The organism is Mycoplasma sp. Pen4 (genome assembly GCF_014352955.1).
Classification (GTDB): Bacteria; Bacillota_I; Bacilli_A; order Mycoplasmatales; family Metamycoplasmataceae; genus Mycoplasmopsis.
The window spans coordinates 101940-117538 of sequence record NZ_CP060691.1; the positions used below are offsets into that span (position 1 = coordinate 101940).

The window sequence follows — 15599 nt, forward strand, 5'->3', positions numbered from 1 at the left end:
TTAATATGATTAAAAGAAAAATAAATAAAAATATTTATATTTTTAACATGCTTGATAATCCTAATTGTATAAAAAAATTACCATTAGATTTATATGATACATATTATGATGATGAAATTACAAGTGAAAAAATATTGCAATTTTGAGATTTTGAATTAACACCATCTAAAGAAGAGAATTTAAGAATTTTTACAAAAATAAACAATGATTATTTATCAATTCATTCTTTACAAGTTCAATTTAGTAAAGTTGTAATAGAGCGTCTAATAGAAAATGGTTTCAATACAATCGAAGATTTAGCAAATGATTTTGCAAATGGATTAAAAATCAATTATTTATTTGGTGATAAGAAATTAATTAGCTTGCGTAATTTTGTTATTGAATATTTCAAATTAAATAATAAAGATATAGATAATTTGCAGGAATCCACAAATCATGAAGAAAACGTTTTAAAAACTAAAAAACTTTATACATTTGATTTATTTATTAATGAGTTTTCAGGACAAATGCCATATATAGATTTATTTGAAAAATATATAGTAGATGAAAGAACAATGAATGACTTAGCATATTTAGAAAGTGCAACATCAACAACTATAGGTAATCGACTACAAAAGTTTATTAATATTATTAAGAATTCAAACATTTATTTTGAAAATGAAGAAAAGTTTACGCCTATTTTCAATGAATACAAAATTTCACAACAGCATATGAGCATCATTGATTTAGATGATTCAAAACTTTATAGATATTTGAAACTTAAAACAAATACAAAACCTAAAAAAGAGATATTAGATTACTTAAACGAAAGAGGAACAAAGTCTCAATGAGAAGAGTATGCTAGAATAACGAATAAATATTTTATAGATGGTAAAATCTTCGGCAAAGTGGGTGAAGTATTTACCTATTTCATAGTTAAAAAAGATTTAAAATATTTCAATCTTGTTGAAATATATCCAGAGTTTTATTCTTTTTGTTCTGATAATAACATTCAACTAGAAGTTAAACAAATAGATTCATTTGTGTGCTCAGATAACAATAGGACATTTTTAGGTTATATTGAAAGAGAAGAAAATATTTTTAATCTAGGATCACATAATTATGTTTATTTCAACCATAATGATTTATCAGATGATTTTTTAAATATATTGGAATTATTTTTAAAGTCAATTGATGCAATAATGAATATCGAAAAATTCTTTAACATCTACAAGAAAGAGTGTAATGAAAACAACATTGAAAGCGCTGAATTACTATTTCAAATAGCTAAGCTCAAATTTGCAGATAAATTAAAACATGATGTTGACTTTGTAAGAGTACCAACAATAACTAAAAAGAATTTTGATGCAAGAAGTTTTTATACTCAAAAAATCAAAGAATTGTCACCAATTAAAATCAATGATTTCAAAGAGTATTTAGAAGAAGAATTTTGCATTGGTAGAGATTCATACTTTAATAATGCCTTAGAATATATCAAACCATTCATAAAAGGTGATGAAATATTTTATTCAGATGAAATGCTAGAATTCATGGAACTTGATATTAAAAGATATCAAACAGAAATTGATAAAATATTATCTTTTCTAGAACAAAATAATGGTTTTGTATCTAGAGAAAAATTCAATCAATTTATTATTGAGAATATCAATCCTGAAGCGTCAAATATTATTCTTAGCAACAATAATTGCAAACAAATAAATATCAGAATAACAAATAATTTAGTTTACAAAACTGACCAATATTTAAATATCAAAGATCTTTTAACTACTTATTTCACCGAGAAAAAAGTTCTAACTTTTAGTGATAGCGATTTAAATGAAGTATTTAATATTGATTATTTATATAACACTTTTTATTTTCAAAAAACAAACTTTGATTTTAAACCATATTTACTGAAATCGTTAATTCACAATAATAAACATTTTAATATGTATTCTTTTGATATAGATTTTGAAAAACTTTATGTCATAGGTATAAAAGTACAAGAACATCTAGAAAATACTAATCTAGTTTATGTTAATTACGATGAAGTATGCAATGACTTTCATAAGTTTCTATCTCCTGATGAGATTTCATGTATTCAAAAATTAGAAAATATTGAAGATTATTTATTTTTTAGATATTTAATTTATGTAACATCATGTTTATCAAGGATTTCTAATGCTTTAGTAACTAAAGAAGATTATAAAAGTAAAATTTGCGTAATATCATCTAAATATAAAAATATGAATAACTTTTATTCATTTGTTAAATTTTGCATAGAAAACTGCGATAAAAATAGCGATCATAATGGTGTGAATGTAAAAGAAGTTGAAAACTATATTTTAAGCGAATTTAAAACTAAAATAGATGTTAAAAAAATATTGAACCATTTTTCTGAAAAACAAGAATTTAAGATTGAAAATGATTTTATACATAAAATTTAATGAATACTACTCAACATTTTTGTGTTGAGTTTTGTTTAATTTTTACCTTATTTCAAACTTTGTGTATTTTTACTGATATCCCAAAAAAGATTAAATAAAGTGTATTTTCTCCAAAAATGTGGAACTTTTTGTGGAACAAAATACACATTTTTTGCAAATATTGGCAAATTTAATAAAATAAAAGTGTGTGGCAATGTTTTCCATGCACAATATAATCGCAGAAATTGTGAACCTATCATGACTTGGGAATCACAAAAAACATTATTGTTTTATAGTAATTTTAGCAGTAAGCGATACTGCATATGTTTATTGTTTAGTATAAAATAATCTTCTTAAATTTAAATTTCTTAAGATAAGAAAACATATTACAGAATAATTTGATATTGTAAGAAGGTTATAACTAATCAAACATAATAAAAGCCGAAAAAAAGAAATAAATAGCTAAGCACAAATTACATTCTTTATGTTTGTAATTTGTGCACTTTTTAATTCTATATTTTAGGCATAAGAAACTATTTTGTATTTGTTTATAAGTTTAATTTGTCGTCATAAAAAAACTACTTAATTTTGTGTTTATGATGATTGCATTCAGTTTATATTTATTTTTAAATTAATATTGAATTTAAAGATTAAAGATGGCATATGGTTGTAAAAATAACAAAATTTGCGATATTAAAAATATGAAAAAATGAATTATTTTCCACAAATAATGGACAAAATAGTGTATTTTGCTAAATATTTCTGAATTTAATAAAATAAAAGTGTGTGATAACGTTTTCATACACAATGTGACGCTAAAAAGTAAAAATTAGTTATATCACTGAAAAAAAGTATTCTTTTACTTTGATAAATTAAATATCAATATTAATAGCATCTTTTGTGTTATGGAAAGGAAAGGTTTAATATGGGTATTAAAATATCAATTTCAATAACTATAAAATCTCAGCCATTGGGTCAATTTATAAAAGAACGTCTTTTTAACCAAAACAATAAAGATTTCATAAAGAGAAATTGAATTATCTTATTTATCTTTTTACTAGAAATAATCGGTTTTGTTTTATTCTACAATTATTATTGACCAAAAGTAAGAGATAGTAGTTTTCCAAATGCTTCACCAGGGAACAGTGTTCCGGCTTCGCTAGGATATAGAGATGAACCATATTCAATAACTGGTACAGAAACGATTATTTTAACTGCAGATATTATTTACACATCTATCTTTGTACTTTTCTTTAATTTCTTGGTTTTATTTATTCTTACTTATAACTTTAACTATTTTGCTAAAAAAGGAGTGAAATATAAAAGTTATAGACTTCCTGCAAATACATTTTTGATATTATGATTAGTTATTAATGTAACATTTGTAATTATTTACAATAACTATTTTATGGAACGTAAGATGCGTGCATTTACTGATGTCGAAAATAGTAGAATACTATTTCACTTAAGCAATTCGTTTTTTGCATGTTTATCAATTCTAATCTCATTTTATATCTCTAAGAAAATTTCTCAAAAAACTCAAAAAACATGAATTTCATATGTTATTTTTGGATTTTATCTTATGAGTTCGGTTATTATTTTGCTTGTTCTTTCAATTAAAGCGTTTAATCATTTTAATTCATATGACTGAGAAAAATTCTCGCGCCCAGGAAATAATTTAACATACCAAAACATGATTAAAGATGAAAAGTTATTTGCTTCTGTAACACCATTTATTGTATTACTCAATCCTTTTAGCTCTGTTATGTTCGTGCAATTCTACAAGTTTGCATTCCACTTCAATGCCTTTTATATTGCTTCTGATATTCTAACGAACATATGAAGAGATAAGTCATTCGATCAAACACCTATTTACTACTTCAAAGCATGCTTCATATCATACTTTACAATCTTATTAGCAATGTTATCGATTGCTTCATTTGATAAAGATAAGATTTTAAATATGCTCCATGGTATGAGAAAAATATATTATAAAATAACCACTCGTTTTAAGAGAGTTTCTAGCAATTAATTCGACATAATAAAAAGTGAAAAATAATAAATAACTAAGCACAAATTGCACTCTTTAAGTTTGTAATTTGTGTTCTTTTTTTAACTCTATATTTTAGGCATAAAAAATTCATTTTACATTTTGCACAACTTTCACTTTACAAATTACATAGATTTCATTTTACATTTTGCATAACTTTCACTTTACAAATTACATAGATTTCATTTTACATTTTGCATAAAAATATGATTTAAAAAAGATAGACCACAAAGATAAAAGTTATTTTGCAATCGAAGTCAAATTAGGTGGCGATGATTCCATCAATAAAGGTGCAGAAAATCTATTAAAATTCAAAGCAAAATGCGAAGCATTAAGAGATAAAATACTAAAAAAAGATATGAATATCGTGAGTGAGCACCTAGCAAAATGATTATTATAACAGGTGTTGGTTCTTATGCTTATAAAAGATCTGATGGTGTTTATGTTGTGCCAATAAATGCCTTAAAACCATAGATTAAACAATGTGTTATGAATTATAAAATTCTAGCGTGTAGTATTCGCGCTAGAATTTTATATTCTAAAATAAATCAATTTAATAAGCATGAAAATTCTCAAGGAATATTTGAAATATCTATTAAATTTCTGAATAATTTTTAGCAATAATTTGTATGAAAAAACGATTATAAAAATGAGGTTTTAAGCAATCTAATTCACTTTAATTGTGGTTTGTTTTTAGACCTAAATTTAAATGGTTTTTGTTTTTGGTAAAAAATTACTAGCAACTACTTTTAAAAATATAAAAAACCAATAACATTACACCATAGTAATAAAAGGAATTATCAAGAACTGTTTTGTATCAACAAAATCAAATTTTAGAAAATGAACAAATTTTGAACTGAGTAGTATTTTTTTAGTACTTTTAATAATTAAAATTATTAATTTGTTATATGATAAAGGTATGAAAAAACCATTAAGCAAAAAACAGAAAATAATTATTGGTTCTACCATAGGTGCATTAGCGCTTCTCGGTGGGGTTACTGGTGGGGTTTTAGCTTCAAAAAGATCTCAAAGCGAGACAACCACACAGACTAATGATTATGAAAAACAAATAGATGAATTAAATTACATTTCAGAAGGGATAAAGGAAAGATATAAGGAACAAATAAACAACCTTGCAACTAATGAAGAAAAAAATGAATTTCTTAAAAATATCAAAAAGAAAAATATGCAAGTAAAAGAGTTTATTGATTTCTTTAATAGCAATAAAGATTTAGAAACAAGAAACAATTATAAGTTCGCTGATAAATCCAAACAAGTTCAACTCAATGCAATTATTGATGAAAAAAATAAAAATATTCAAGACGATAAGTTATTAGATGATGCATTTGATTTTGGTAATTTAAAACAAAATTTTCTAACAAGATTATCCGAATTAAACGGTGATGAAAATTTAGAAAAAGTATTCAATGAAATTGATAAATTAGATGGTTTTGCATCTAATCAAAAAGAAAATATTAAAACTAAAATATCAAATTCAAATTCATTAAGTGATGCACATAAAAAACTAGCACAATATCAAGATTCAAACAATAAATTAAACGTCATTAAAATCAAGATTCAAGATGCTGAGAAAAACCTTAAGAGCGATATTTTTACAGATGCAGCAAAAGAAGAATTATCATCATTTATCAACTCAACTAAAGCAAGAATAAATGACACTGATATTGATGTTTTAAACTTTGATAAAGAGGCAAATGATATTGAAGGTGCAATTAAAAAGTTACAAGATAGCATTCAAGATGAAGATATAAAAGTTGCTTTAAAATCACAACTTATAACTCAAAATAACATCAAAACATTTGATAACGAAAATGAAACAATAACTGTAGAACTTATTTTTCCAGATGACTTAGATATTCAACAGGTTGAAGTTGTTTGGTTTAAAAATGGTACAAAAGTTGAAAATGAAGATGATACTTATATTATTATTTTTGAACCGGAAGAGTTAACTATTAATGTTGCGCCTCAAATTATTTACAAAGGTAAAACAGTTAACTTAAATTCAATTATTTTAACTAAAACACCTTGACAAAATAGAAATAAAACATCAATTACAAATAAAGTTAATTCACTTGAATTAAGTGATGAAATAAAACAAGAATTAAACTCTAGAATTGAATCATCAATTTCAAAAGAAGAAGCACTTGGAGTAGTTGTATTAGCAACTGAAACAAATAATTTATTTAATGTAATTGCAACAGATGATTTAAAAGATGATGTTAATTATAAATTAGCTTCAATTGATAACCAAAATAACTTAAATACAGCGATAGAAAATATTAGCGCATTAAAAATTGAACCAAGCAATATTAACTCAACAAGCATTCAAAACCTAAAATCTAGATACAATGTTGCTAAAAATTCTTTAAATGGTAGAAGTAACTTACAAAATAGTATTAATACAATTGATGAATTAAACAATTTATCTGATGAAATTAAAGCTACTGGAAAATCACTTTTAAATGAATCAAACACACTACAAGGTTTAAACGATAATGTTGATGCTTTAATCAATCAAAATAATGTAACTAAAACAGCTTTTACAAACTTAGAAAAAGCAAATGAAATAAAAGAATTAATTGCTAAATACGAAAATGAAACAAAAACAATGATTGTTGAAAAAATCAAATCTGATTGAGAACATTCATTGAATATTATTGAAAATGCTGATTTCATTGATAAGACAAGTAAAAAACTACTTCATAATAGTGATGAAAATATCACTACGTTATCTGAGTTTAATCGCTTAAGCGAAGGGATAATTAAGTTCATTACAAATAAAAATAATTTATTCAAGATTTTACAAGAATTAATTCTTACAAATAGTAATGATGGTTATTTTGTTAGCGAAAACGAACCTGTTTCAGTTTACATTGATAACTTACCTAAAGATTTAAAATTCCAAATTAGCACATATAAATGAGTTGTTGATGAACAAGTTATTAATGATTTAAATACTAATGTAATTACATTTGCACCTGCAGAAACAACTACTAATCATGATGTATATCTACAAATTACTGGTTCATATGATACAGAATCATTCACTGATTTCAAATTACCAGTAGTTGTAGTGCACAAATTTAGATTGCCTGATAATATAATTAATCCACTTAAAGAGGAATTGAAATCATTATCAGCACTTGATACTAGAATCATTAATGATTTTGAAATTAAACTTGAAACAAGTTTAACATCAGCTTTAGCAACACAAGTATTAAATGAGGCAAAAGAATTAAATACGAATGCTATGCAATTAGCAGAGATTTATCAAAGATACTCTGAACTAGATAAAAATGCTAATAATTATAAGTTTTCTACTCCAAAAATCAAGACTGATCTAACTGTAAATATTTATCAATTAGAACAATTACTTGATACAACTAAAACTAAATTAATTATTAAAACAAACAAACAACAATTAATGACTTTAAAAAGCGATATTGAGAGATTAATGAATTCTTTCAATGGTGATGCTAATTTCACAGATATTAACTCAAAAATAAATAAATTTGATTATTTATCAAACAACCTTATAATGCTTGCACAAAGTGAAATAAAAACTGCAAGCGATTATGAAAATCTTGATTCAATATACCAAAAATGAAATGGTAAAAATCAACAAACTATTAGTGTGATTAGCATCTTAAATGACGATGATAACTTACAAAATCAAATAAGTTCATATGAAAGTGATGTTAACAACAAGTTAATACCATTAGAATTAAAATCAGATTATCAAAATAAAATTCAAAAAGCAAATGAAATTCTTGAACAAGTTCAAAACAAAGACCACTCTGTTTTAAATAATCAAGATACAAATATTCAAGAAATTTTTGATCAGTTATTAGCGGCAAAAGGTAAATTAACTCAATTTATTAATGAAAACTTAGAATTAAAAAATGCATTAAACACAATTCGTGTATCTGCAAGTAATAATGGTGAATTCGATGATAACAACACTAATATAGTAGTATCTCTAAATCAAGAGAACAAGAATCCAGATTTAAATGTTACAAACATAAAATGATATGTAAATGATTCATTACTAAATTCACAACCATCATTTAATAAGGACCAAACTCTTGAAGATAAAAAAGTTTATGCATTAATTTCAGGGAGTTACAAAAACCAGACATTCTCAGATGCAAAAACGAATGTAATTACAATTCTGCCAGCAACATGAGCAAATAAGAATAAAGATTCTTATTACAATGAAATAGCCTCATTGAGCAATCTTGATGAAACACTTAGAAATGTTCATATAAAAGCAATAATGAATTCAGCAAATCAAGAAACTGCAGACCAAATTTTAAATGATGCCAAAACACAAAATGACTTAGTTTCAAAAATTATTGAAGAAATTCAAAGAACAACTAACAGAAACCAAGAATATGTTTTTTCAAAACCAGAAGTTAAAAGTGCATATGATGCTAAACTTAATGAACTAAAAACACTTCTAACAACCGATTATTCAAAATTATTAGTAAATGAAACACCTAATGTAATCAATGAATTATTAAGTGAAATTAAACGTATTTCATATTCATTTGATGGGGAACAAAGCGTTTCTGAATTAACACGTTTAATTAGAGAAAATCGCAAATTATTGCCGAATAATATTAAGAATGAAATAAATAACCAAATCGCAACATTAAATGATTACAACACATTCATTGAATTCAAAGACAAAGCTATATCTGAGACAAAATATGCACAAAAGTTAGCGAAATTACTCAAAACAACAAGAGAAATGGGTGATGCAATAAAACTCAAAAACAAAATTGCTAATAATAATTCAATTCCTAATGAATTAAAAGAAAAATTAAATAATGCAATTCAACACGCAAATGATAAATTTGATGTTTTACATGTTGAAGAACTTTTTGGTCCATCGAGAGAGATTAAACAATTAAAAGATTTTAATCAAGATTATGAAGAGGAATTAAATGCACTCACAACGGTATTAACTGAAGTTGAAAAAAGCATTAGTAATTTAAATGATGCAAATCTTGTTGGGGTATTCTTATTAAATAATGCAATTTCTGATTCATTTGGATATGCAGATTCAGTTAGTTTATCAATCAAAAAACCAGATTACATTAATGTTTCTACAGCGAGATGAATAGTAAACGGCAAAGAACTAAGAACATTATCATTTAGTTCAAGCGCTAAACTAACTCAAGCTTTACAAAGTAGTGTATACCAACGTTTAGGTGCTGAAGTAAAAGTATTTATCAGTGGTACAGATGGTAATGGAAGAAGTTTTAATGACTATGTGTTAGGTCCAATCACTATTCACCCAATTTCATTACAAGATTACAATATTAAAAATCAAGCAATTATTAGTGATATTGATAATTTCACTTTTGAACTTAAAAACAATTACAAAGAACAAATCAAAAATGCTAAATCATTTGAAGAAATTGATCAAATAATTGATAATGCCAAAGATCAAAGTAAAAACCTACAACCAGGTGGTAGAACTTCATTTATTTTTGAACAATTCCTTACTGGTTCAATAGACGATAGAAAACCTTATATTTATGCTTCAGAAGACTTAAAACAAGCGCAAACTGTAGCATTAAGCCAATTATTAAACTTATTGAATAATGATCATTCAAAATTTGCTAAGTATATTAGTAAAAAAGGTCTAGAAGATATAAGAAATAATATTTATCTACAAAAACAAAACCTTGATGGTGATGATAACTTTAACCAAGCATTAACAGATATTCTTATTCAAGCAACTAATTTAAGCACTGATTTACAAAATAAAATTAATGACGAATTATTAAAAACAAACAGTTATTCATCATTAAGAAACAAAGTGACAGACATAATTTCAAAAAGTAATGATGTTGCAGAAATTAATTCACTAATTAATAAAACAAATCAATTATTAAATAATATTGATGTATATAACAACCAAACTAATAACATCATTGATTTACCAACAAATATTAAAGATGATTTATCATCTAAATTAAGTGTCGCAAATAGTATTTTAGATAATAGAAAATTAAATTCATTTGATGCTAATACATCTATGACAAAGGAAAATCTTGCTAATGTATATAAAAGAACATTAAGTATTTATGAAAATCATAAATTCTTAAATAATGCTCTACATTCTGCAAACATTACAGTTTCAAATAATGGAAACTTCATGAATAAAAGAACACCGGTTACATTTACATTATTGGATATTCCTGGAATTCGTATCTCTAATTACGATTGATATGTAAATAACTCGGTTTCACGTGAAAAAGGAAATCAATTAAATATTTATTTTAGAACTGCTTCAACAGTCCAAAATGTAAACAAACTTGTGCTTTCTGGTTCATATAAGGATGTTACATTTACAGATTTTGAATTACCAATTAACAAAACCGTAACTCGTCCAGCAAAACTTGATGATGCATATGTAAATGAAAAAGCAAGTATTCTTGATGCTGAAAAATATACAAATGTATTAGTACTGACAGTTATACAAAAACTTAAAAATGATATTAAGGACGAATACTTTGAAACTTCAGTTGAAGAAATTTTAAATGATGCTAATTTATATGTTGAAAGTGTAAGTACATTTTTATCAATTGATGAAGAATTTAAAGACTTAGACAATCCACCTTTAGATATGAAATATGCACCAAATGAATTGGTTACAAAATTCTTAAACCAATTAAATAGTGGTAAGAAATTATTCTTAAATGCAAACAAAACAAAATTTTCAAACCCATTCATTACAGCGCTTGGTGTATCTATTAAAGTTAATGAGTTAAAAGAACTTAGAAAGCAATTAAATGGTGAGCAAAGATTGAATGATGCGTTAGCTAAAATTGGTACATATACTCTTTTTGATACTGTGACAAAGGCACAAATGAAAGACGAAATAGCTAAAACAGAAAATTTAATTGAACTCGAAAAATTAGAAAACAAATATCAAACAATTAATGATAATGCTGATTTATTTAAAAATAAAATACTTGAATTATTAGCTAATATCGAAAATACAACTAATGGTTTAGCAAAACGCATTGAAGAACACCAAAGTAATAATCCACAATTTCCAATTCCACCAAAAATGATGGAACTTTACCAAAATGCTTTACAAACAGCAAAAAACTCAATTAATCCAGATGGAACAATTAATAATATTCTTCAAATTGAACAAGTTAAAAATGATTTAGAAGATTCATACAATGAACTTGAACAATATTTAATTGATAAAGACAGAATTTTAACAATTCTTAACGCTGCAAGAATTGAGTTGATGAATAATGGTTATTCAATAGCAAATGCTGAAAACTTTAGTGCAAAATTAATTCTTGATGATGAAGTGAGTTTATACCAATTCCAATGATTCACAGGTGATAAAGAAATATATAATACAAATTCAAAAACACCAACTATACCACTTGAACTTATTAATTTAGACCAACCAGTTTCATTATTGATTTCAGGTTACTTAAATAAAGTTTCATTCGCAGATTTTAGGATAACAAGCGACTTAACATTTAAAGTTAATAACCCATTAAGAAATATTACAATTAGCGCATCAAATAATGCAACTTTAGTAAATAATCAAGCTACAATCATTGCTTCAAGTAATGATGCTTCATTAAGTTATCAATGATACTTCTATGGTCATGAGATCGATGGCGCAACAAGTCCGACATTAAATGCAACTCAAGTCGGTCCATATAAACTTTTAATTAAGAATTCTGATAATGTTGAATGATATACAAATGAAGTTTATATCTCAAGCCTTGAGTTGGTAAATAATCAAGATAAATTTAGATTAATAGCAAGTAAAAACATTACATTTAATAATGGTTATATTGAAGATCTTGAATATGTTACAAGAACTCCAAACGATAATTTCTATGAAACAGATTTATTAAGAGATTATGGTAAATATGGATTTAAATATCCTGCGTGAAACTATAACTATGAAGCAGATGGAAACAGAAGATCATTCTTAGATATCAATGGAGTTAGAACAAATATTTCTAACTTAGTGCTAGAAGAAAAAGTTCCTGGAACAAAATTAAAATTTAATGATCCATGATGAATTAAAGAACAAATTAGAAATGGTACATTAAAACAGCACCCGGCCGCAAAAGAGTTTTATCAAAGAAAAATAACCCCTGATACAAAAAGTTTAACAAGAAGAATGGGTATTTCGGCTGATGTTTATGGAGTTTATAATACGGGTATTTATGCAGTCCCTGGAGAAGTTGTTGAAATTCAATTCTCTTCTGAGACAATTAAGAGATTTAAACGTTTTAATAGAATGCCAATTACAGTTATTATTAACCAAAACTATTGAGATAATAGACCTTTTAATGATAGTGGTAGAATTTCAAATCGTTATCCTTTCTTACAATCTACATTTAGGTTTGACTTAAACGAAATCGATTCGAACAGGACAATCAAAGTTGCTTCACCATTTGGTGGTCCAATATCACTATCAATTGATGCTGATTTGAATTATGGAAATGATAATTCAGCAATTTATGATTTAACAATTAAAAATGGTATCGAAATGCTTGCATACTTTGATGGTAAAACAACAAAAGAAGATTGAGATGCACAAATTCAAAAAATTAAAAACGGTGAATTAAATGCTCCAGAGATGGCTATTCAAACACAATATGCATCTATTTTAGTTCCGTGAACAGGTGATAATGCAGTTGGATATGAAAAACTTGATCGAATTGTGTATCCTGGCGAAGTTATGAAAAAGTGAAATAGCTTTTATGAAGGTTCATTTAAATGAAATAGATATACAGCACCATATTTAAGACTAAATTATTGTGATGATATTTGAGGGGGAGCCGGTGCCTGAGGTGGTGGAAATAATTTATATGCGCCAACTAGTTGGGGCGGAACATATCTTAGAGGTAATGTAGAATTTTCATTCCAAGATTGAGGAAACTACCATGAAGTTAACCACAACTTCCAAAACAACCAAGATCCATTTAACATTCGTGATCATGGATGAACCAACACTGTTTCAACAATCAACTTAAGTTATATTAATGACACAAACAGATGAAGAAGTTTTAAAAACTTAAATGGTGAGCATGGTTGAGGCTGATCATACTTATCTAACCCGTTTATTAATATTAAACATGGAACAAATTGATATGCACTTTATGCATCAATGATTTATTCACTTGGGCAAGATCGTTTTATTGATTGAACTGAGTGATCTGCACAAAACGGACATCATGATAAAGGTTTTGAAACTGTTCAAGCATTATCGGATTACTTTAAATTAGATTTTGTTCATCCATTTAAAGCAAGAAACTGAAGTTCGAAATTAACTGATTCAATTTCTGATTTAACACCACGTTTTGAAGCAGAGATTCAAAATATTAAAAATCAACAAAAACGTCTATCAGATAGATATGAAGTGCTTAGTGCTCAATATGCTGAAGGTATTAAAAAATATGAAGATAATTCACCTGAAATTACAAATAGAGATGAATTTAAAGTATCATTAGATGCAAAAGTAGAAGAAATGAGACAAATTGAAATTGATATTAGATTATTGAATATCAATATTAATGGTGTAAAACAAAAAATAGAAGCTGAAAAACAAAAACAAATTGAAATTAAGAAAATCAATAAAAAATATACAGCTTTTGATTTTGTTGGTAACTTATATGCATCAGGTCAATATTTCTATAATAGTCAAACAAGAGCATTCTCATACGAAGAAGATACAACTGCTGCATTCCAAATTCCAGCAGGAGAAGATTACGTATTTGACTTTGAACATGGTATAAATAGTCCAAATCAGAATTTTAGATGATCAAAAATTAAGTTTAATAAAAATTCAAAATTAGGTGGAACATTAACTGTTGATCCAAATAATCCTAAAAAAGTTATTTATCATGCAAATCCCAATTCATTAGATCAAATTGATGAGTTTGATGTAGAAATAACACCGGATGAATTTGATGGAAAACCAGAAAATTATGTACCATCATACAAATGAAAAATTAAGGTTAGAAATGTTGTTAACAGACCCGTTTACTACATTTATGATACATTGCCAAATAATGTAAACAGCATAGATGAAGCGGTAAACAAAGCAAATGAATTAGTTAGATTAGGTCAAATTTCAGTTGTTAAAACGCCAGCTGATCATAGACTAAATGCTATGAACTACCTAAATAACAAAAATAGACAACTAGTTCAATACAAAATGAAATGAACACCAGATGAAACAGGTGATTATGATATTATGGCCAGATTCGATGATTATTTCATGGCTAAGATTAATGGTGAAGTTGTCTTCAGACAAAATAGATGAACAAGTAGACCATTAAATATCAGAACATATCATTTTGAAAAAGGTAAATATTATGACATTGAATTCAATGCTTACAATGTAAGTAGTGCAGGAAGTTTTGATGTATGACTTAAAAAAGGCGATAAAACTTATCCAATTGATAAAAATACATTATCTGACACAATAGCAAATGTAACAACAGATCACAACAAGTGAGCAGAATACGCAACTGATCCAAAATATAATTACAAGAGACGTTATTATAATTCAGAAGTTAAAGATAAAAGTCAAGTTGCTAAATTTTGAAACTGAAGTGGAACACTAGGTGAAAAACGAATGACACACATCATTGGGATTAACAATCCTGAAATTAAATATTATGGTGATTGAGACTTTGATAAGAATCAATACAATAAATTCAATTCAAATGTAAATAACTTAACCGCAGTTACAAACGGAGCAAATAATTATTTTGAATATGAATTTGAAGGTAAACAAATTTCTATTTTTGGAAAACGTTCAACCGAAGCTACAAATTTTGATGTTTACATTGATGGTAAACTTATTAGTACAAATTCAACCAATTCAGATGATGTTAAATACAATTCAAACTTATTCACTTATGTTTTAACTCAAGAAGAAATTAAGAGTGGAAAACACACAATCAAAGTAAAAAACAAACAAAATAAACCGCTCGCAATTACATTTTTAGGTATTTTAAAATAAGAAAAAATCAGATGTTTTAGGCATCTGGTTTTTGATTTAAAATATTTGTTTCCTCGTCTGGGTTTTTATCCTACATAATCTTTAATAA

At 26.0% G+C, this 15599-nt stretch carries 3 protein-coding genes; all 3 read left to right on the forward strand.

All coding sequences use genetic code 4. The annotated features are described in order from the left end of the window. The first annotated feature begins 5 nt into the window (after positions 1–5). Entirely contained in the window at positions 6–2426 is a 2421-nt protein-coding gene (locus H9M94_RS00470) for a hypothetical protein (RefSeq protein WP_187469644.1), read from the forward strand. 904 nt (positions 2427–3330) lie between these two features. Continuing rightward, on the forward strand, positions 3331–4437 hold the full coding sequence (locus tag H9M94_RS00475; RefSeq protein WP_187469645.1) for a hypothetical protein: 1107 nt from the start codon (positions 3331–3333) through the stop codon (positions 4435–4437). A 937-nt stretch (positions 4438–5374) separates the two neighbouring features. Then, positions 5375–15511 carry a M60 family metallopeptidase gene (locus tag H9M94_RS00480; RefSeq protein WP_187469646.1) on the forward strand — a complete coding sequence of 3379 codons (10137 nt, stop codon included), beginning with the start codon at positions 5375–5377 and terminating at the stop codon, positions 15509–15511. The last annotated feature ends 88 nt before the right edge of the window (positions 15512–15599 follow it).